Annotated in this window: 18 protein-coding genes; 6 read left to right on the forward strand and 12 right to left on the reverse strand. The window is 66.1% G+C overall.

Annotation, left to right across the window (positions count from 1 at the left end; translation table 11 throughout):
• Positions 1-5: 5 nt before the first annotated feature.
• From IEX41_RS14985 to IEX41_RS15000, 4 genes are read left to right on the forward strand one after another with little or no spacing between them, the layout of a single operon-like run.
• Positions 6-734, forward strand: coding sequence for a ComF family protein (locus tag IEX41_RS14985; protein ID WP_188791066.1), 729 nt, complete (start codon positions 6-8; stop codon positions 732-734).
• A 39-nt stretch (positions 735-773) separates the two neighbouring features.
• Positions 774-1,031 carry a glutaredoxin 3 gene (grxC, locus tag IEX41_RS14990; RefSeq protein ID WP_188791067.1) on the forward strand — a complete coding sequence of 86 codons (258 nt, stop codon included), beginning with the start codon at positions 774-776 and terminating at the stop codon, positions 1,029-1,031.
• Positions 1,031-1,864, forward strand: a complete 834-nt coding sequence (locus IEX41_RS14995) for a carbon-nitrogen hydrolase family protein (protein ID WP_188791068.1) — start codon at positions 1,031-1,033, stop codon at positions 1,862-1,864. Before grxC ends, IEX41_RS14995 begins: the two co-directional genes overlap by 1 nt.
• Positions 1,861-2,301 carry a MarR family winged helix-turn-helix transcriptional regulator gene (locus IEX41_RS15000; RefSeq protein WP_188791069.1) on the forward strand — a complete coding sequence of 147 codons (441 nt, stop codon included), beginning with the start codon at positions 1,861-1,863 and terminating at the stop codon, positions 2,299-2,301. Before IEX41_RS14995 ends, IEX41_RS15000 begins: the two co-directional genes overlap by 4 nt.
• 3 nt (positions 2,302-2,304) lie before the next feature.
• Here the strand turns inward: IEX41_RS15000 and IEX41_RS15005 are convergent, their stop codons facing one another.
• The 3 genes from IEX41_RS15005 to ubiG all read right to left on the reverse strand — a co-directional run bounded on the left by IEX41_RS15005 (position 2,305) and on the right by ubiG (position 4,879).
• Positions 2,305-3,696 carry an amidohydrolase family protein gene (locus IEX41_RS15005; protein ID WP_188791070.1) on the reverse strand — a complete coding sequence of 464 codons (1,392 nt, stop codon included), beginning with the start codon at positions 3,694-3,696 and terminating at the stop codon, positions 2,305-2,307.
• A 107-nt stretch (positions 3,697-3,803) separates the two neighbouring features.
• On the reverse strand, positions 3,804-4,106 hold the full coding sequence (locus IEX41_RS15010; RefSeq protein WP_188791071.1) for a YciI family protein: 303 nt from the start codon (positions 4,104-4,106) through the stop codon (positions 3,804-3,806).
• Complete coding sequence (ubiG, locus tag IEX41_RS15015) at positions 4,103-4,879, reverse strand: bifunctional 2-polyprenyl-6-hydroxyphenol methylase/3-demethylubiquinol 3-O-methyltransferase UbiG (RefSeq protein WP_188791280.1); 777 nt, start codon at positions 4,877-4,879, stop codon at positions 4,103-4,105. Before ubiG ends, IEX41_RS15010 begins: the two co-directional genes overlap by 4 nt.
• A gap of 52 nt (positions 4,880-4,931) precedes the next feature.
• Between ubiG and pip the strand changes: the two genes are divergently transcribed.
• Complete coding sequence (pip, locus tag IEX41_RS15020; RefSeq protein WP_188791072.1) at positions 4,932-5,945, forward strand: prolyl aminopeptidase; 1,014 nt, start codon at positions 4,932-4,934, stop codon at positions 5,943-5,945.
• A 33-nt stretch (positions 5,946-5,978) separates the two neighbouring features.
• Complete coding sequence (locus IEX41_RS15025; protein ID WP_188791073.1) at positions 5,979-7,526, forward strand: ABC transporter substrate-binding protein; 1,548 nt, start codon at positions 5,979-5,981, stop codon at positions 7,524-7,526.
• Positions 7,527-8,249: 723 nt separating this feature from the next.
• Here the strand turns inward: IEX41_RS15025 and hslU are convergent.
• The 9 genes from hslU to IEX41_RS15070 all read right to left on the reverse strand — a co-directional run bounded on the left by hslU (position 8,250) and on the right by IEX41_RS15070 (position 20,615).
• Positions 8,250-9,554 (reverse strand): ATP-dependent protease ATPase subunit HslU, encoded by a 1,305-nt coding sequence (gene hslU, locus IEX41_RS15030; protein ID WP_188791074.1) that lies wholly within the window; start codon positions 9,552-9,554, stop codon positions 8,250-8,252.
• Between the two features lie 11 nt (positions 9,555-9,565).
• Positions 9,566-10,123, reverse strand: a complete 558-nt coding sequence (hslV, locus tag IEX41_RS15035; protein WP_188791075.1) for an ATP-dependent protease subunit HslV — start codon at positions 10,121-10,123, stop codon at positions 9,566-9,568.
• 166 nt (positions 10,124-10,289) lie between these two features.
• On the reverse strand, positions 10,290-10,610 hold the full coding sequence (gene trxA / locus IEX41_RS15040) for a thioredoxin (protein WP_188791076.1): 321 nt from the start codon (positions 10,608-10,610) through the stop codon (positions 10,290-10,292).
• A gap of 72 nt (positions 10,611-10,682) precedes the next feature.
• Positions 10,683-14,036, reverse strand: coding sequence for a double-strand break repair helicase AddA (gene addA / locus IEX41_RS15045; protein WP_188791077.1), 3,354 nt, complete (start codon positions 14,034-14,036; stop codon positions 10,683-10,685).
• Positions 14,033-16,963, reverse strand: a complete 2,931-nt coding sequence (gene addB, locus IEX41_RS15050; RefSeq protein WP_188791078.1) for a double-strand break repair protein AddB — start codon at positions 16,961-16,963, stop codon at positions 14,033-14,035. Before addB ends, addA begins: the two co-directional genes overlap by 4 nt.
• The gene (locus tag IEX41_RS15055; protein WP_188791079.1) at positions 16,956-17,636 is read right to left on the reverse strand and encodes a nucleotidyltransferase family protein; all 681 of its coding nucleotides are present in this window, start codon (positions 17,634-17,636) and stop codon (positions 16,956-16,958) included. The genes addB and IEX41_RS15055 overlap by 8 nt, the downstream gene beginning before the upstream one ends.
• Positions 17,621-18,598: an aminoglycoside phosphotransferase family protein gene (locus tag IEX41_RS15060; protein ID WP_188791080.1), complete on the reverse strand. Its 978-nt coding sequence runs from the start codon at positions 18,596-18,598 to the stop codon at positions 17,621-17,623. Before IEX41_RS15060 ends, IEX41_RS15055 begins: the two co-directional genes overlap by 16 nt.
• Positions 18,595-19,065 (reverse strand): tRNA (adenosine(37)-N6)-threonylcarbamoyltransferase complex ATPase subunit type 1 TsaE, encoded by a 471-nt coding sequence (gene tsaE / locus IEX41_RS15065; RefSeq protein ID WP_188791081.1) that lies wholly within the window; start codon positions 19,063-19,065, stop codon positions 18,595-18,597. Before tsaE ends, IEX41_RS15060 begins: the two co-directional genes overlap by 4 nt.
• 41 nt (positions 19,066-19,106) lie before the next feature.
• Positions 19,107-20,615 carry a PAS-domain containing protein gene (locus IEX41_RS15070; RefSeq protein ID WP_229673258.1) on the reverse strand — a complete coding sequence of 503 codons (1,509 nt, stop codon included), beginning with the start codon at positions 20,613-20,615 and terminating at the stop codon, positions 19,107-19,109.
• Positions 20,616-20,657 lie beyond the last annotated feature (42 nt).

Genomic DNA, 20,657 nt, shown 5'->3' on the forward strand with positions numbered 1-20,657 from the left:
TTAGAATGTTCGCCCCCGCCTTGCAAACCTTGTTGCGCCTTGTCTACCCGCCGCGCTGTTTGATGTGCGGCGGTCTTGTTGAGCAGGACTTCGGACTATGCGGCACCTGCTGGGGGAGCACCCCCTTTACCGCGGGGCTGTCCTGCACCACCTGCTGCGCGCCTCTGCCGGGCGAGTCTGATGAGCTTGAGTTCTGTGATGCCTGCCTGCAGAGACCTCCGCCGTGGACCCGCGCTGTGACGCCTCTGCTCTACCGCGACAATGCCCGCGTGCTGGTGCTCAGGATGAAGCACGGCGATCGTCAGGACATTGCCGCCGCCGGGGCGGTCTGGATGGCCCACAGGGCGCGCGGCGTGGTCGGACCCAGGACCATCGCCGTGCCGATCCCGCTTCACCTGCGCCGCCATCTGAAGCGCCGCTACAATCAGGCGGCCCTGTTGGCCCGGGGCATCGCGCGCGAGCTTGATATCGACTGGTGCCCCGATGCTCTGCGCCGTGTGCGCCATACGCCCAGCCTAGACGGCCTTTCGCGCGAGGAACGGTTCCTCACGCTGGGGGATGTGCTCGTGGCGAACCCGGCGCGCACGCGGCTACTGGAGGGGCGGCAGGTGCTGCTGGTGGATGATGTGATGACCTCGGGGGCGACGCTCTGGGCAGCGACCGAGGCTTGTCTTGATGCCGGGGCCACCGAAGTTTGTGTTGCGGTGCTGGCACGCGTTGCAAAGGATGCCTAGATCCCTTCTGATACTTTACGACATATGAAGGGCCTGACGATGCAACCGATCGAAATCTACACCACCCAACTTTGCGGTTTCTGCCACGCGGCAAAGCGCCTGCTGAAACAGAAGGGCGCCGAGTTCACCGAAATCGACGTGGGCGCCGAACCGGACCGCCGGGCCGAGATGACCCAGCGCGCCAACGGCGGGCGCACCGTGCCGCAGATCTTCGTAGGCGACACCCACGTGGGCGGCTGTGATGAGCTTTACGCTCTGGATCGGGACGGCAAGCTCGATACGCTGCTGGCGGGCTGATGCGGGCGGCGCTGCTTCAGATCACCTCGTCGGACGATCCGTCCGAGAACCTTGCCATGGTGCGCGAGGCGCTGCGCGGTGCGGTGGCCGAGGGCGCAGGATTTGTCCTGACGCCCGAGGTGACCAACTGCGTGTCCTCCTCGCGCCGCCATCAGGCCGAGGTGCTGCGCCCCGAGGCGGAGGATGTCGTCCTTGCCGGCCTGCGGGACGAGGCGGCGAAGGCGGGGATCTGGGTGCTTCTGGGTTCGATTGCGCTGAAATCCGAGCCGCCCGAGACCCGCTTTGCCAACCGGTCGATCATGATCGGCCCCGATGGCGGGATCGTCGCGCGCTATGACAAGCTGCACATGTTCGACGTGCAGGTGACCGAGACCGAAACCTACCGCGAATCCGAAGGCTTCGCGCCGGGGGATCGCGCGGTGATCGCCGATTGTGAGTTTGCCAAGGTCGGTATGACCGTCTGCTACGACGTGCGCTTTCCCGAACTGCACCGCAGCCTTGCCAAGGCTGGGGCGCAGATCCTCACCGTGCCGGCCGCGTTCTCTCCCGCTACCGGTCCCGGACACTGGGAGCCACTGTTGCGTGCCCGCGCCATCGAGACTGGCGCCTACGTGCTGGCACCCGCTCAATGCGGACAGCATTCGGTACGCGAGGGGCGCCCCCGTGCCACTCATGGTCATTCTCTGGCGGTCGATCCTTGGGGGAAGGTGCTGGCCGATGCCGGGGAAAGGCCCGGCATGCTGCTGGTTGACCTCGACCTTGCGCGCGTCCAGAAGGCTCGCAGCCAGATCCCGGCGCTTCAACACGATCGACCTTTCGCACCGCCGACATGACCGACAATCGCAATGCCATCGCCATCTCGCTGTTCAGTGAACTGCTCATGGCAGAACAGATGTTGCGCAACCGGCTGACACGAGTGCTGCCGAATCGCATGGAAATCTCGCATTTTTCGGTGCTCAATCACCTCGCCCGCGTCGCCGAGGAAAAGAGCCCGGCCCAGCTGGCGCGGAGCTTTCACGTCACGCGTGGGGCGATGACCAACACGCTCGCCAAGCTTGAGATGGCCGGTTACGTCCATATTCGGCCGGACTGGGATGATGCCCGGCGCAAGATGGTCGCTATCAGCCCCGCAGGAAAGCGCGCCCGCGAGGACGCGCTTCAGGCCATGGCCCCGGTGATCGAGGGCATGGTCGCCGAACTGGGCAACGACAAGGTCAAGGCGGCCCTGCCAGTGCTGCGCGAGCTGCGTATCAAGCTCGAGGCTGACTGAGCTTTACTGGGACGCCTCGGCGCTGTCTTGTTTGGCCTCAGGATGGTCTTCAGTCTCAGCTTCGGGTTCCGGCTCAGCCTTGGCCTCGGCAGAAAGGCTGTCGCGCATTTTCGCCGCCTCTTGTCCCAGCGCTTCGAGGTCCACGAGGGTCAGTGTGCCGTCCTGCTTGTGGATGTCGCCTCCGATCATGACGAAGGTCACGTCGTCGGGGGACACTCCGTCGATGATCCGCGCAGCGAGCCCTTCGCCCGAGCCCAGCCCGTCGGGCGAGATGGCAATGATGTCCGCAAGCCCGCCTTCGACCAGCTCTCCGGTGCCATCGGGTGCCTGCACCGAAACGCCGCCCAGCCGGGTTGCCCAGTCGAGCACCGCTTCCGCGGGTGGGGCAGGGTGATCGCCTGCATCCTTGCGACCGGCGGCAGCAGTCTTCCGCATGGTTTCAAACATGTCGACCGTTCCGTCCGGCAGCGCGTTCTCGACGGCAAGGCCCAGCCCGAGATCGGTTTCCGCCAGCAGCGCGGTATCATGGAAGGGTCTGTCGCCGGTGGCAGGGTCCAGCATCAGGGCCGCACCGCTGTCCGCCAGAGCCTGCAGGTCCTCTATCGGCGCCGCGCCCATGCCGACCACCTGAACGTTCGGTCCCAGCATATCGTCTGCGGCAATCGTGAGCACGTTGTGCAGACCGGCGGCTTCCTCGGTTTCGGCCATGTGAAAGGTCATTGGTAGCCCGAGCTTGTCCACGCTGGTCGCCTCGTCCTGCCAGACAGCGGGTTCCGACCGGTCAGGCCCACGTAGGGCCACCCCGAGGCCGATGCGCCCGAATTCCCAGCCTTCCTGCGTGGCGCGCAGATCCTCAAGATCCATTGCCGCGTCACTTTCGGCGGTTTGTGAATACCCGTAGGAGAAACGCCCCCGCACGCCGCTGTCGCGCATCGCGGTGATTTCGGCCCGTGCATATTCGGGTCCCTGCAGGTTGGTGGCGGCGTTGTTCACCCAGGTGATGCCGGAATTCACCGCCTGCGCGAGACCGAGCTTCACCGCAAGCGTCGCGGCCTCGGGGGTCCAGCCCCCGGCCATAGCATCAATGTCCTCTCCCTGCGCCAGCGAGGTCCACAGATGGCGGTGGGTGTCCACAAGCCCCGGCATCAGAAGCTGCCCCGACAGGTCGATGACCTCGGCGTTCGCACCGTCAACCTCTGGGCCCATCTCGATGATGCGGTCGCCTTCGACCAGAAGGTCCAGCCGTTCGGGCTCTGTCCATCCACCTTCCATGGTGACGACCTCTGCACCGGTCAGTAGGATACGTTTCGCATCATCCTCATCCTGCGCCAGCGCAACGGCGGGAGAGAGACCGAGCGCAAGGGCGACCGGAGCAAGCGTGGAGAGACGGTTCATGTAAAATGGCCTTTCAGGAGCGCGTTGCAGACCGAACCGGCAGGGGCAGTGGATGGTTCCCGCCGCCTCACTGCCGGGGCGCCGCTCCGGGATGCCATAAGCGGAGTTCAGCGCAGGGCGTCCGCCATGTTGGAGACGCCGAATTCCGTGATGGTCACGGTGACAACGCCTTCGGTGCAGAACGGATCCCCTGCGATCAACGCCTCGATCGCGGCGCGGTCCGGTGCAGTGGCGATCACGACACCGCCCGAGCGCGGGGTCTTGGGCCCGGAGACAAGGAAATGCCCCTCGGCAAAGCAGCGCTTCACAAACTCCATATGCGGGGGCAGCACCGGCTGCACCTCTTCGAAGGGCACCGCGTATTCGATGTCCACCACGAAGAGGACATTGCCATCGGGGATCACGCTCATGCCTGCTCTCCCGCGCCTTGCTCTTCCATGGCCCGGTCCCCGGGTGCCAGCGCGGCGGTGACGTAGTTCACCGACAGGTCGCGCTCCGAGATGCGCCAAGACCAGCTGACCGGGTTGAAGACATAGCCTTTGCGGTCCACCGGGGTCATTCCCGCCTGCCGAAGCAGGTCGTAAAGCTCGTCCGGGGTGATGAACTTGGACCACTCATGGGTGCCCTTGGGCAGCCAGCGCATGACCCACTCGGCCCCGACGATAGCCATCGCAAAGCTTTTCGCATTGCGGTTCAGCGTCGAACAAAGATGCAGCCCGCCTGGCTTCAGCAGCTCGCGGCAAGCGGTCAGGTAGGCCAGCGGATCTGCCACGTGTTCCACCACCTCCATGTTCAGCACCACGTCGAACCGCTCGCCACTGGCGGCAAGCGCTTCTGCGGTGGTGTGGCGGTAGTCGATGTCGATGCCTTCCTGCTCCGCATGAAGCTGCGCCACGGGGATGTTGCGCTCGGCCGCGTCGACGCCCACTACGATGGCGCCAAGCCGCGCCATGGGTTCGCACAGAAGGCCACCGCCGCACCCGATATCGACGATGCGCAGCCCCTCGAACGGGCGGTCCGCGTTCAGATCGCGCGAAAACTCACCGGCGACCTGCTTCGTGATGTAATCGAGCCGCACAGGATTCATCATGTGCAGCGGCTTGAACTTGCCATGCGGGTCCCACCATTCCGCAGACATGGCCTCGAACTTGGCAATTTCGGACGGATCGACGGTCACGCTCATCGGATCAATTTCCTCATGGTCTTTCGGGTCTTCATGCCAATATAGTTCGGTCATGGACAAGTTCTCGGGCCAAAAAAGCGCAGTGCATCACCTTTACCCGCCAATCGACCCGTTTGATCAACGCATGATCGACATGGGAGATGGGCACAAGATCTATATGGAGCAGTGCGGCAACCCGCATGGCGTGCCGGTGATCGTGCTGCATGGCGGACCGGGGGGCGGCTGCTCCCCCACCATGCGCCGCTATTTCGATCCGCGGGTGTTCCGCGTGGTGTTGTTCGACCAGCGCGGCTGCGGACGCTCGCGCCCCCACGCTTCGGTCGAGGACAACACCACCTGGCACCTCGTGCGCGACATCGAACGCATCCGCGAGATCCTCGGGATCGACAAGTTCGTCGTCTTCGGTGGCAGCTGGGGCGCGACGCTGTCGCTGATCTATGCCATCAGCCATCCGGACCGGGTGCGTCACCTCGTGCTGCGCGGCGTCTTCATGATGACCCGGGCGGAGCTTGACTGGTTCTACGGCGGTGGCGCGGGGCAGTTCTGGCCCGAACCCTGGGCGCGGTTTACCGACCTTATCCCCGAAGACGAACATGATGACTTGATCGGCGCCTACCACCGTCGCCTGTTCTCGGGGAATGCGAGGGATGAAACCCGCTATGCCCGAGCCTGGTCGTCGTGGGAGAATGCGCTGGCGTCGGTCTATTCCAACGGCAACGGCGGTGAGGCCCCCGGCGATTACGCCCGGGCCTTCGCCCGGCTGGAGAACCACTATTTCGTCAACGAGGGCTTCCTCGAGGAAGACGGCTGGATCCTGAACAACGTGGATCGTCTGCACGGCATCCCCGGTGCCATCGTGCAGGGACGTTACGACATGATCTGCCCGCCCCGCCGCGCGTGGGAGCTGGCGCAGGCCTGGCCCGACGCCGAGCTGCGGATGATCCGCAACGCCGGCCACGCCCTGTCCGAGCCGGGGATCAGTGCCGAACTTGTGCGCGTGATGGATCAGATCGCCAAGGCCACGGGTTTACAGGATGAGCAGGACGGTTACATTCGTCCGGTCTGATTTCGCAGCCCCAGAGCTCAGGAGAGCCCGAAGATGAGCGGCTTTGCCCGACGTCGCCTGATCCAGTCCGCCCTCGCGGCCGCCGTCCTTGGCGCGTCGGGGCTTGCCGCCGCACCCGCGCGGTCGGGTGGCACACTGCGCGCGGGGCTGAGCGGGGCGCATCCCTCGGACAGCTGGGATGCACGCAGGCACATGGGGCTTTTCATGCTGGCCGCCGGGCATGGCGCCGTCTTCGACACGCTGACCGAGGTCGCCGCCGACGGCAGCCTCCGTGGAGAGCTGGCCACCGACTGGCAGGCGTCCGAGGGCGCGCTCGTCTGGACCATGAGCCTACGCAAGGATGTTCGCTTCCACGATGGCACGCCCTTCGTGGCGGATGACGTCATCGCATCGCTGCGCCTTCACGTGGAACCGGGATCGGTGTCGGGGGCCCACCCGCTGGTGGCCGGCATTGCCCAGACCGAGCGTCTGTCGGATCATCGCCTACGCTTCACCCTTGCCGCGCCGAACGCGGATTTCCCCTGGCTGCTGGCCGATCCGCGGCTGGTGATCTACCCCTCTGGTCAGATGGTGCGCGCCATGGCCGAGGGTATCGGCACCGGCCTCTACCGGGTCGAACACTTCGAGCCGGGCCGCCGCTTCATCGGCCGCAGGGTCGAAGCGCATTACAAAGACGGTCAGGCGGGATGGTTCGACAGGCTCGAGTTCACCGCGCTGGGTGATGGCGCGGCACGGGTGTCGGCGCTGCGGTCGGGGCAGGTGGATACGGTGGACCGGGTGGGTGCGCACCGCGCTGCGCGGCTTGCCACGGACCCGAACCTGCGCTTGCAGGACATCGCCGGAAACCAGAGTGTCGGGTTTGCCATGCGTACCGCCACCGCGCCCTTCGATGCGCTGCACGTCCGCAAGGCGCTGCGCCACGCCATCGACCGCGAGGCGATCCTCGCGCAGGTGCTGAAAGGTCATGGCCGCATCGCGGCAGACAGCCCCATCGGCCCCGGAAACCAATACGCCGCCGAGCTCTCGCCTGCGCCCTTCGACCCGGATCTTGCCCGCCATCACCTGCGCATGGCCGGCCTCGAGGGTCTGAGCCTGCCCTTGTCGGTCTCTGACGCCGCCTTCGACGGGGCCGAGGAGGCCGCAGCTCTCTTCGCTGCTTCTGCGGCCACCGCCGGGATTGAGATCACCCCACAGCGCGAGCCCTCCGAGAGCTACTGGCAGGAAAGCTGGCAACGCCGCCCCTTCGCCGCGAGCGCATGGTCGGGCCGGGTGACCGAGGACTGGATTTTGTCAACTGCGCTGCAGCACGGTGCCCCGTGGAACGATACCCAATGGGGCATGGAGCAAAGCCCGCGCTTCCAGTCTCTCCTGTCCGAAGCCCGCTCGGAACTCAATGGCACCCGCCGCCGTGGGCTTTATGCCGAGATGCAGCAGATCCTGTGTGACGAGGGTGGCCTGTTGCTGCCGGTCTTTGCAAATCACCTGCAGGCCACCGGCGAGCGGGTGGCAACCCCGGCCACCATCGGCAGTGCCATGGCCATGGACAATGCCCGTTTCGCGGAACGTTGGTGGCGCGCCTAGAGGCTGCCGCCGGACCGCTTCCGGCGGGCGTATTTTTCAAGAGAAGAAGACTAGGCGTGTCGCCTCCTCCGGCGGCAGCGCATTAAGTTTGGCTTAACCTAGGTGGCCGATCCCGCCGCCGCGACCACTGCGAGCGGCCTGCTTCAGCACATCAGGGCGGCTTGCACTGATCGAGGGGGCTCGGGGCCTGTCCTCGATACAACGCTCGTTGGTTGAACACAGGCTGCAGGTCTTTCAGCTCCGGCTTGCCGCGTCTTGAGCATGTGGCTTTGACGTCTAAGAAGGATGTCCGTGGGCCTGCCGATAGCTGTCGGTCAAGGCGCATGGCCTTGTTTTCATCCTTCTGGCCAAGCACCGCCTCGGTTTTTTGGGTGATGACAGGATCACGGCGACCGGTGAAGAATGGTGTGGGCCCGTCAGCTGCATGTCATGCTCGGCGGTGCTTTCTTTTAACCTTCATGTGAACAAGCAAGCCATTGGCGGGTTTAACCTTGGTGTAACCCTGAGTGGCCACTAAGACTCGGTTTTGGTGTAATGAAGCAAGTCGACACCGAAATTTAACCTTGTTGTAACCAACTGGTTCGCGCCAAGGCTTTAACCTTGGCTTAACCAAGCGCAGTTTAACCTTCGTGTAACGAAAAGGGGCAGGCACCGAGCCCGCCCCTTCTTCTTTTACCAACTACGCCGGGGAGCGCGAGGGGCTGGCCCCTCGTCTTGGCGACATCACAGCACGTAGCGGCTGAGGTCCGTGGATTTCGTCAACTCTCCCAGATAGGTCTCGACGAAGGCCGCATCGACGACGATCTCCTCGCCAGCGCGATCCGGCGCGTTGAAGGAAAGCTCTTCGAACACCCGCTCCATCACCGTGTAGAGACGGCGGGCGCCGATATTCTCGATGCTATCGTTGACCTCGGCGGCGATGCGGGCCAGCGCGTGGATGCCGTCGTCTGTGAAGGTGACCGTGACCTCTTCGGTGGCCATCAGCGCCGTGTACTGGCGGGTGAGGGCGTTGTCCGTTTCGGTCAGGATGCGGACGAAATCATCCTCGGTCAGTGCCCGCAGGTTCACCCGGATCGGCAGGCGACCCTGAAGCTCCGGCAGCAGGTCCGACGGCTTGGCGATGTGGAACGCTCCCGACGCGATGAAGAGGATGTGGTCGGTCTTTACCGGCCCATGTTTGGTGCTCACGGTGGTGCCTTCGATCAGTGGCAGCAAGTCGCGCTGCACGCCTTCGCGGGACACGTCGCCGCCACGGGTTTCCTGCCGCGCCGCAACCTTGTCGATCTCGTCGAGGAAGACGATGCCATTCTGCTCGACCGACTCCACGGCGGCCTTCTTGACCACCTCGTCATCAAGCAGCTTGTCCGCCTCTTCCTGGATCAGGATCTCGTAGCTTTCGGCTACGCGCAGTTTCTTGCGGGTCGTGCGCCCGCCAAAGGCCTTCCCGAAGATGTCACCGAGGTTCATCATCCCCATCTGACCGGGCTGGCCGGGGATCTCCATTCCGCCAAGGGGGTTGGTGGTGTCGGCCACCTCGAGCTCGATCTCGGTGTCGTCCAGTTCGCCGTTGCGCAGCTTCTTGCGGAACATCTCGCGGGTGCTCTCGCGGGCGTCGGAGCCGGCAATGGCCTCGATCACGCGTTCTTCGGCGGCCTTGTGGGCCGAGGCCTTCACGTCCTCGCGCATGTATTCACGGGTGAGTGCAATGGCGCTGTCCACGAGATCGCGCACGATCTGTTCAACATCACGGCCCACATAGCCCACTTCGGTGAACTTGGTGGCCTCGACCTTGATGAAGGGGGCGCGGGCGAGTTTTGCGAGGCGGCGGGAGATCTCGGTCTTGCCGACGCCGGTGGGGCCTATCATCAGGATGTTCTTGGGATAGACCTCTTCACGCAGGTCGGGACCGAGCTGCTTGCGGCGCCAGCGGTTGCGCAGGGCCACGGCCACGGCGCGCTTGGCGTCCTGCTGGCCGATGATGAACCGGTCGAGCTCCGAGACGATCTCGCGGGGGGTCAGGTCAGTCATGGGGTGTCCTCTCAGGCCGAGATCTGTTCGACGGTCAGCTTGCCGTTGGTGTAGACGCAGATGTCCGACGCGATGGCCATGGCGCCACGGGCGATGTCCTCGGCGCTCTTGTCGCTGTCGTACATGCCGCGCGCGGCGGCGAGGGCGAAGTTGCCGCCCGACCCGATCGCCGCGATGTCATGCTCGGGTTCCAGCACGTCGCCGGCGCCGGTGATGACGTAGAGATCCTTGCCGTCGGTGACGATCAGCATCGCCTCGAGCTTTTGCAGATACTTGTCCGTGCGCCAGTCCTTGGCCAGATCGACGCAGGCGCGCTGAAGCTGGCCCGGCGTCTTCTCAAGCTTGCCCTCCAGACGCTCCAACAGGGTAAAGGCGTCGGCGGTGGAACCCGCAAAGCCGCAGACCACGTCATAGCCGCCGGGGGACAGGCGCCGCACCTTGCGGGCGGTGCCCTTGATGACGGTCTGGCCAAGGCTCACCTGTCCGTCGCCCGCGACCACCACTTCGCCACCCTTGCGGACGCCGATGATCGTGGTGCCATGCCAGCCGGGGAATTCCTTGTCGGCCATAGTGTCGTCTCCTGTGTTCGTGTCTGCCGCCATATGGGGGCGCATCAGCTGCGCCACAACCCGAGGGGTCAGATAGGTCGCCGCAGACATATGGGAAACGGGCGGCTCCGAAAAGCAGAAGGCCCCGCCGAAGCGGGGCCTTGCAGTCGTCCGAGGTGGACGAGAATTAAATGGATTCCTTGATCCAGCTTTCCAGCGAAGCCTTGGGCGCCGCGCCGGTGCGGTTCGAGATGACTTGGCCGTCCTTGAACATGAACAGCGCCGGAATGCCGCGAACGCCCAGTTGGGCGGCCATCACCTGATCCTTGTCCACGTCGATCTTGGCAACCTTGATCTTGCCTTCATACTGTTCGGACAGCTCTTCCAGAGCCGGGCCGATCTGCTTGCAGGGGCCGCACCATTCGGCCCAGAAATCGACCACTACGGGGATGTCGGAGTTCTTCACTTCTTCGTCGAATGTCGCGTCGGTGACGGGAACGGTGGCCATTGGGACTCTCCTGGAGGTTGGCAGCTTGTCTTGAGTGTCGGGGCGCAAACCTAGGTACGCCCCGAGGAGACGTCAAGCAGTCGTAGATCTTTCGAGGGCGGACGACACAAGATCGTGTGGCAAAGCCATCCATTCCTGCGTTGCAGTCCAGATTATCCCGGTTTCGATGCGCTTGTCGGGCCATACCTGCGCCAGTGCAGCGGCATAGGCGCCCATCTGCCGCAAGAGGCCGTCTGGCACGTCCTCGGGGCGTCGGGGCACCGTGCGGTTGGTCTTGAAATCCGCCGCGATCACGGTGTCCTCGGTGACGATCAGCCGGTCGATGATGCCGTTGATCCGGCCGACCGGCGTGATGTCGGCAGACACCGGGATCTCGGCCAGCGTGCCGGGGGCAAAGACATGCGCCAGCGGCGCGGCGGCCAGCACCGCAAGAGCCTCGGCGGCGATCTGGTCCGCGTGTTCCGGCAACTCTTCGGCCAGTGCCAGTACATGGGGCACCGTGGCGGCGCGCCGGTCCTCGGGCAGGGCGGCAAGATGTTCCAGCAGCAGGTGCAGGATGGTGCCGCGCAGCATCGCCTCTTCGGTGTCGTCCCCGGCCTCGCCCGCTAATGCCTTGGCGCCTCCAAGGTCGGACGGGGACCGCGCACCGGGCAGTGTCTCGGGCGCGTCTGCAGGCACCGAGAACACCTGCGGCAGGGGCGTGTCTGGCACCACCACGACCTCGGGCACATCAAGCGGCAGGTCGTCCCAGTCGGTGCCGATGCGCAGGCCTTCATCGCTGCCCCATTCGCCCCAGCGATACTCTTGCGCGGCGGCGCCGGATTTCTTCAGACCCTGTTCCACCTGCTCGAACCAAGACGCGCCGTCCTTGCCAAGATCGCCGGCGGCGCTGACCACAAGCCATTTCTCGGCCCGGGTGAGCGCGACATAGAGCAGGCGGTCCCGCTCCCGTTCGCTGGCGCGCTTCACCTCGTCTGCGGCGTCGATCTGGGCCTGCGGCTGATCGGCTGCCGAGCTTTTCCAGACCACGCCGCCCTCCGTGGGCAGCAGATCCTCACGGATGCGGGCATCGGGCTTGGCGCAGTCAGGCAGGATGACGATGGGCGCCTCGAGACCCTTGGCCCCATGTACCGTCATCACCCGGATACGCCCGCCGGCACTGTCGGGAGCGCGCTTGATCTCGAGATCATCGGTCTGCATCCATTCGAGGAAGCCGGTGAGCGACGGCACCTCTGTCTGCTCGTAGGCCAGCGCCTGCGACAGCAGCGCGTTGATGCCGTCCTCCGCCTCCTGCCCGAGCCGCCCGAGCAGGCGGGCGCGGCCCTTGTGTCGCGTAAGGATGCGTTCGATCAGGTCGAAGGGGCGCAGGAAATCGGTCTGGCTGCGCAGATCGTCCAGCATGGTCATGGTGGCGGGATAGGCATCCCTGTTGCGGCGCAACTCGGGCCAGAGGTGCCCCTTACGGTGATGCGACAGGGTAAAGAGCTGCTGTTCCGACAGGCCGAACAGTGGCGAGCGCAGGGCAGTGGCCAGCGACAGGTCATCCTCGGGCGTCGACAGGAAGGCGAGCAGCGCGCCGATGTCGCGCACCGCAAGCTCCGACATCACCTTGAGCCGGTCGGCCCCGGCGATGGGCAGATCGAGTTGCTTGCAGGCGCGGATGATCTCGGAAAACAGCTGCCCCCGCCCGCGCACGAGGATCAGAAAGTCGCCCGCGTGGATCGGGCGGGCGCGGTAGGTGCCGCTGTGACCGACCTCTTGCGGAAGCGGCGTGCCGATGGTGTCCGAGATGAACCGTGCGATGCGATTGGCCAGCACGACGCGGTGGTGCGTTTCGCCCACGCGGTCGACGGGTTCGAACCAGTCGCCATCGTCCTTTTCCGGCTTCGCAGGCTCGATCGCGGGCCAAAGGTCGACCCGGCCCGGCATGGCGGACTTGAAGGCGCGGTGCTTCTGATCCTCGGAGAACCCGGCCTCTTCGCGGCTTTCGAAAGTGTTGTCCACAAGCCTCAGGATCGGCTCTGCGGAGCGGAAGCTGTATTCCAGCATCATCCGGGACAGCGGCGCTTCGGTGCGCTGCAGGCGTTCCGCGAACTCGTCGCACATGCGGTCGAATTCGCGCGGATCGGCGCCCTGGAAGCTGTAGATGGACTGTTTCTTGTCGCCCACGACAAAGATGGTGCGTCGGACCTCGGCGCGGGCCCCTTCGCCGCTGGTGAATTCCTGCGCCAGCCGTTCGATCACCTGCCACTGCACTGGCGAAGTATCCTGCGCCTCGTCCACGAGGATGTGGTCGATGCCGCCATCCAGCCGGTAGAGCACCCATTCCGCGACCCTTTCGTCCGACAGAAGATCCCGGGCGCGGGTCACGAGGTCGTCGAAATCAAGCCAGCCACGGCGCTGCTTTTCCACCTCGTAGGCCGGCAGGAAGGCGGCCGCGAAACGATGCAGCGCCTCCTCGCGTTTCAGGGCGGCAAGGGCAAGGCGGGTGCTGCGAGCATCCTCGACCCGCATGGCCAGCTGATCGAGCTCATCGAGCGCCGGCCCCAGCGCGGTCTTCACGTCCTTGGTTGGAAAGCGGCTGCTGCGGGTGCCCTTCTGGGTCAGCACCGTCGCCTCGAGCGCCATGAGGCTCTCAAGGTTGCGCCCGGTGTAGGCTGCAAGCTTGACGGCGGCCCCCTTGTCGGTGCTCTTGCCCGCCTGCAGCAGCGGCAGAAGCTGCGCCACCAGCGCGTCCTCGGACCCGAGGAAAACGTCCCGCAGCACGGTCTCTTCGCTGGCATCAGCGGGGACGCCGTAGAGGGCCCGCAAGTCGGCAGAGCTGCGGGCGGGAACGAAAGCGTCCTTGTTCCGGCACAGATCGGCCATGAGCGCCGAGTAGTCTTCGGGCATCCAAGGCGCGAGCCCGGCCACCAGATGCGCCTGCGGGCCTTCGGACATGCGGTCGAGGATTTCGGCCCGCAAAAGCTGCGCGGCGCGGTCCTCCATCTCGTGAAACTGCGGGGACACTCCAGCCTCAAGCGGGAAGCGCCGCAGCAGCGAGGCGCAGAACGAATGGATTGTCTGGATGCGCAGCCCGCCCGGCGTCTCGATGGCACGGGCAAAAAGCGTGCGCGCCCCGGCGAGCCGCTCCTGCGGGAGCGGGCCGTCAAGGCCGAGTTGCCGCAGCTCATCGCGCAGGGCGTCGTCGTCCTTCATCGCCCAGTCGCCAAGGCGGCGGAACAGGCGGTTCTGCATCTCGGTCGCGGCGGCCTTGGTGTAGGTCAGGCACAGGATATGTTCGGGCATCACCCCATCGAGCAGCAGCCGCGCCACCCGGTCGGTCAGCACGCGGGTCTTGCCCGAGCCTGCGTTGGCCGACAGCCAGGTCGAGGTGTCGGGGCGCGCGGCAGTCACCTGCGCTTCGGTTGCCTCGTCGCGCTTCATTCGAGGATCTCCCGCTCTGCGGTGTCGATCACGTCCCATTCGCCGAAGCGCGAGAGGTGATCGTAGTTCGAAAAGTCACTGTCCCGGAGCAGGGCGGCGCGAGCAGTAAAGCCGCGTTCCGGTTCGAACCAGCGGGTGATGAGCTGCTCGAATTCGGCCCAGACCTGTTTCGCGGGCATCTCGTCAAGGGGCGCGGGCACCTCCTTGGGATTGGTCGCAACCGACACGAAGACGGCCCGTTCCGTGTGCCTCGGGGCGAGATCGGGGAAGGCGCCGTTTTCCACCATCGCGGCCTCGAGCAGGAGCTGCTTGTCGAAATGCCGCTGCTGGTCGGCGGTGGGGGCGGCTCCGGTCTTGTAGTCGTAAAGATGCGCAAGGCCCCGGTCGTCGATGTCGATGCGGTCTGCCTGTCCCTTGAGGCGGAAGCCAAGCGCGGGCAAGTCCGCGTGGCCGCGCACCTCGTAGCGGGCGGGCCGTGCGATGGCCTGCCGGGCGCGTTCGGTTTCGGTGAACCAGTCCGCGATGCGCCCCAGCCGCGCCTGCCACAGGTGGCGGATCGTGGGGAACGGCACCTCTTCGGGGTTGCCGACGATCTCGGCCCCCTTCGCCAGAAGCGCGGACACACTGAGCTGAGCGGGATCAGAGACGGAGTCCTTCACGAATTCCTCAAGCACCCGGTGGATGATGATCCCACGCAAAAGCGCATCGGGCGCCCGTTGCAGCGGGTTCAGCGGGTAGAGCCTGAGCACCCGGCGGGCATAGATGCTGTAGGGATCGCGGATGAGCGTCTTGATCTCGGTCACCGACAGCTGCCGTGGCCGCGCGGCAACGGGCGGCGCGGGGGACGGGCGCGGTGCAGGGGCTAGAGGGGTGGGCTTTTCCAGCGCGCGGACCAGCCGCAGGTAGTGCCTGCCGCGCTCGCGCATGGCCTTGAGTGCCTCGGGGCCGCCTTGATCCGGCAGGCCATTCATCAGGTTCGTCAGGCGGTTGAGCCAGCGCGACGGCACGGTTTCCGCGTCGTCGGATTTCAGCGCGCGGGTCAGCACCACCTCCTTGGCGGCGACAGCCTGCTGGAAATCATGCGCCGCGAGGCCGATGCGCCGTTCAGGCACCAGCAGCCCCGCCTTTTGCCGCATCCGGCGGTTCAGCCACGGATCCGCGCCGGGCAGTTCGGGCCACGAGTTCTCGTTGAGGCCGCCGAGGATCAGAAGGTCCGCGCCCATGACGCGGGCCTCGAGCGTGCCCCAGATCAGGATGCGCGGATGCGGGGCATCGCGGTCGCGCAATTCCTCGCGTTGCAGGATCGCGGCGAAGAGGTCGGCGTAGTCACGAGCGTCAAGGTCGGTGCCATGGGCGGCCTCCTCGCGCAGGCCCTCGACGGTGGCGCGGGCCGTGCGCCCGGCGGCCTCGCGCCAAAGCTCGGAGTCCGCACCACCGGGGCCGGCGGCGATGGCCTCGGCGCGGGCGATGTGATCCTCGAGCCAGTCCATAAGGGGCCGGGGGCCACGCACGGGCGGCTGGCAGAAGCAGGCGATGATCCACTCGGCCCAGGCCTCGCGGTCCGTCGCGGCGCCCCAGCCGCGCAGCTGGTCGGGCCGGGGGTAGGGCCACGACTTGTTGCGCATGTGCAGTTCCAGCTCATGCGTGGCCAGAAGGTGCGGCCCGCGATCCTCGCCGCTGTGGGTGAGCGGGTGCTTGAGCAGGGTCAGCAGCGCCTCGGCGGTCAGATCATGCTGAAACAGGGTCGAAACATGGCGCAGGAACCGGCCCGGAGGGGTCAGCTGCAACGGTGTGCCGGCGCTGTCATCGGGCAGGATGTTCCACCGGTCGAGCGCCGCGGTCACCTGCCGGGTGAGCATCCTGTCGGGGGTGATGAGCGCGGCGGTGACGCCGGTTTCCGCCGCCTCGCGCAGGCGCATGGCGATGGCGGTGGCCTCGTCACGGCGGGACTGTGCCTCGATCAGGGTGAGGCCGTCGGTGGCTTCGGCGAGGCTCGGCAAGGTCGGTCCCTCGGCGCGCCACTGGTCGGTGACCGGCGCGGGCCGCAGGGCGAGGGACACCAGCCGGTTGCGGCCCGGCGCGGGGGCGGCCTCGGTCGTCCAAGGGGTGATCTGCGATGGGGCCATGTGCAGATCGTGCATCAGCCGGGCAAAGCGGAACTGGGGGTGGTCCTCGCCGGTCAGCGCATCGGTGAGCCCGTTCCACACCGCATCCGGGGTGTCGAAATCGAAGCCCGGAAGCACCAGCGCCCCCTGCGGCAGGCGCGACACCGCCATCATCAGCCGGTGTGTCATCCCGCGCGAGCCGGTGGAGCCGGCGAGGATCACCGGGTGTTCCGGCGGGGCCTTGTCCCAGTCGATCAGTCTCTGTTCCAGCGCAAGACGGCGGAACGCATTGGTGTCGGGCGCGTCCTCGGCGTTCTCGAAATAGCGCTGCACGATCTGGAAGAACGACAGCGCGCGCTGCCAGTGACCGGATTCGTCACTCACGTCGAGGTCGGCAAGATCATCGGGCGACACGCCTTCGTCCTGCATCTCGTCCATCAGCGTGGCGAGGCTGTCCGACAGGTCGAACAGCGCCGTGCGCGGTGCCAGGTCAGGCTGCGCCTCGAGCAATTTCGACACGAGCCCGGTCAGCTCCAGCCGCCGGCGCAAAGGCGACACGGGCGCGGGCAGGTGCGCGAGCGCCAGCGGGTCCGCCACGCCGGTCAGAAGGCGGATGCGCGGCAGCAGCGTCGCCGGGCCGTCGTCGAACACCGCGCGGATGCGGCGCGCCATGCGGGTCGTGTTCACGATCAGCTCGACCCGGGCCATGGCCTCCGGCGGCTGGCCGGCCATGCGGGCGCGCAGGCCATCGACCAGAGCCTTGGGAAAGTCGACGCCGGGCGCGAGCGCAAAGACCCTTGGGTCGGTGGAGGGATCAAACATCGGCGCCGATCATCTCTTCGGCGAGCCGGATGCCCTCGGGATGGCCCACATCGGCCCAGCGGCCGGGGAAGGGCAGTCCGAACAGTCGCCCGCGCGCCGACATACGGTTCCACAGGACATTGAGCGAGAACGCCTCGTCCTCGATCTCGGGCAGTTCTTCGGTGCGGATGATCTGCGCGCCAGTGTAGACGAAATCGCCCTCGCGGAACAGCTGGCCATCCTCGGCGATGCTGAAATCCCCCGCGCCCTTGCGCCCCACCGCGCGGGCAAGCGGCACGCAAAGCAGCAGGGCGTCCATACGCTCTGGATCCCATGCGTCTGCAAGAAGTTGTAGCGGGTTTGGCCCTGACCACACCATGTCGGTGTTAAGTGTGAACACCGGCCCGTCCCCAAGCAGCGGCATCGCGGCCCTCAGACCGCCCCCGGTGTCGAGGATGCGTGGCTCTTCGTGGCTGACCGCCACATCACGCCCGGCAAGGTGCGCCTGCAGCTGGTCGGCACGGTAGTGGCTGTTGGCGACCCGGCGCAGGGGGCCGTAGCCGTCCGCGAGCGCGAGCGCGTGGTCGATGAGCGGCTTGCCGGCCACCTCGATCAGCGGCTTGGGGCGGTCCTTGGTCAGGGCGCCCATGCGGGTGCCGAGGCCGGCGGAGAACAGCATCAGGGAGTCTGGCATGGGGCCTTCAGTCTTTGCAGGATGGCATGGTCCGGGGCTGGCAGCGCGTGGCTCAGGATGTCCGATACCTCGCGCAGGGCGGGGAAGGACAGGTCGTGCATCAGGTGGCCCCAGACTCTCGGGATCAGGTCGATGTAGCCAGGCTTGCCCCGCGCCCGCGCCAGACGGGCAAACACCCCGAGAATGCGCAGGTTGCGCTGGGCGCCTAGCACCGCGAGGGCGATGCGGAATGGCATCTCGTCAAGGCCGGTGGCGTCCAGGTAGTGATGGATCACCGCCTCGGCGGTGATGGCAGACACATCGCGGCGGGCGTCCTCGATCAGTGAGACAAGGTCATAGCCCCGGTGCCCCACCAGCGCGTCCTGGAAATCCAGAAGACCGGCACGGGCAGCGCCGGTGCGCTCGGGCAGCCAGAGGATGTTCTCGGCGTGGTAGTCGCGCAGGATCATCACGTCTGCATCGGGGGCGTAGAGGCTCAGCGCCTCGCGGAGGGCGTCGGTCGCCTGCTGCACGACGCGGGGGGCCACAGGGTGGCCCGCATTCTCGGCGTAGCAGGTGAAGGCGAGGTCGGTCATCTGCGCAAGGTGATCCGGCGTTGCGGTGACAAGCCCCGGCGGCGGCGCGTGGCGGTGCAGTTCGACCAGCGCGTCGGTGGCGCAGAGATACAGTGGCAGTTCGGCCTTCACATCCTGCGACAGCCTTGCGATCAGCCCGTCGCCCAGATCTTCGAGCAGCAGCAGTCCCGGCGCTTCGGCAAGGATGCGCGGGGCGCTTAGGCCAAGGCCAGACAGGTGCCGCGCGAGGCGGGCGAAGAGGGCGGTGTCGCCCTCGGGATCCTCCATTAGGATGGCAGTGTCGCCTCCGCGCTCAAGGCGACTGTAGCGGCGGGCCGAGGCATCGCCCGCCAGCGGGGTGACCGCGGCGGCGTTCCATTGCGCGGTTTCGAGGAAGGCCATGGTCATGCGATCAGCTCCGGAAGAGTGTCCCAGCGGGCATCGGTCCAGTCCATCTCCAGCTCGCGGCTGTCGTCCTCTGTCCCTGCATCGAATGTGAGAGAGAGCGCTCGTTCGGGGGCCAAGTCGGCCAGTCGGTCGGGCCATTCCACAAGGCAGATGGCGGTCTCGAACGCATCGGCGAGTCCCAGCTCGACGCACTGGTCGGGATCGGACAGGCGGTAGAGATCCGCATGCCACAGCTCGCTCTTCGGCGTGTCGTAGACCTGCACGAGCGTGAAGGTGGGCGAGGGCACATCTTCGGGCGGGTCCTGCAGGGACTGGATCAGGCAGCGAGCGAAGTGGGTCTTGCCTGCGCCGATACCTCCCGACAGCAGCAGCACGTCACCGGGCCCGAGCGTACCGGCAAGGCGCGTGGCGAGGGCGCAGGTAGCCTCGGGGGAGGGCAGGGTGACGGACAGGCGCGAGGAAGTCATGCCCGCGAAGATACCTTGCGCCACGGCCGGCGCAAGCGGGATCAGGTGCAGCTTTCGCGCAGTTTGATCATGACGTCTGCCGGCGTGTCGCGCAGCGGGGAGAACCGTACCATCGTGGCACCGCCAAGCAGGGGCTCGGCCCGGCACAGAAGGGGTTTGCCAGAATTGGTGATGATTTCTGCATCCCAGGAGGCACGGTCTCGCAGGGTCAGCACGAACTCGCGCAGGTCGGCCCAGATCGGGCTTGGGTGACAGGCGACCTGCCAGTCGCGGGTCGACTCCATGATGCCGTACTGCACCGGATCATCATGGGGATTGCTTTCCCACAGGGCGCGGTAGGCCTTGTTGCAGAAGGTCATCGCACCCAGTTGCGAGAACACAGCGATGGCATCATCGAGCTGGTCGAGCACTGATCGCGTGATCTCGATCTCCTGCCGGAAGCGCCGGGTGAGTGAGATCTCGGAACTGATGTCCTCGAACAGGAATGCAATGCCGCCATCGGGATGGGGGCGGCCGGTCATCTTGTAGGTCAGACCTGACGGAAGGCTCCATGTCTCGGTGTATAGATCGTTGGAGGCGGCGGTGATGAGGTCACGCAGCTTGCTGCGCCACGAGCCGTAATCCTTGGGCTCGGGCATCATGTGCCGTTCGCGCAGGACGTCGAAGAAGCTCAGCAGGTTCGGCCGTCCGCTGAGAAACTCCGCCGGCAGGCCCGTCAGGTCCAGCAGCGCTGGGTTGAATAGCACCAGCCGCCGGTTGCGGTCGAACACCGCGAGGGCGATGGGCAGGTGCGCGAAGATGCGTGTGAGGGTCTGAAGGAAGTTGCGCTGGGTGGCTTCGGCATGGATGAGGGAGTCTATGCTCTGGGCAAAGTGCAGCCAGCCCTGCGGCACCCGGAAGGACTGCACCTCGAACCAGGCCTGGGTTCCGGTCTCGCGGTTTCCAACACTGGCACGGGTGGTGTGCATGTCCTGCGCTTCGTCCGGGATCAGGGCCAGTGGCGGCTGGGACTGCCCCCCTTGGTCAAGATCGCACACATCCGCGTAGGCCGCGTTCGACCAGATCACCGCATGTTCCGGGCTGGTGAGCCATATCGGGTTCGGCGCCCGGTCCATGACCGTGCGCAACAGCTCTGTCTCGCGCAGGTCGCAACGCATGCGAAGCCCTTCGCCAAGCCCGATAGGCGTGCCGGTCAGGGTCATCCGCAGGCCGTGATCTTCGGGGCGGTAGGACAGCACGCTCTGGGTGTCATCCACGGCCTGTGAGCTTCCGGGGGTTTCCGGCTGATGCATGGGAAGCTGGCCGAAAATCGGCTCGAGCGCGGTGGTAATGTCGGTCCAGTTGAGCTTATCCCCCGGGCTGCAGTCCAGGAGGCGCTGGGATTGCAGCGTGCTGACAACCAGCTGCCCGTCCTTCACCAGCATCTCGGTCCGGTCGCTGGTGGGGGCGCTGGGGCGGGGCGGCGCCTGAGCGCCGCGCCGCGCAACACCGAGCAGGAACCCTCCGAGCAGGGCGGCGGCACCGGCTCCTAAACCCGACGTGATCGCCATTACCATATCAACCAAAGCTTGCACCCTTAGTTTAGGATTCGC

It is taken from the genome of Salipiger pallidus (assembly GCF_014643635.1).
Taxonomy (GTDB): Bacteria; Pseudomonadota; Alphaproteobacteria; order Rhodobacterales; family Rhodobacteraceae; genus Salipiger; species Salipiger pallidus.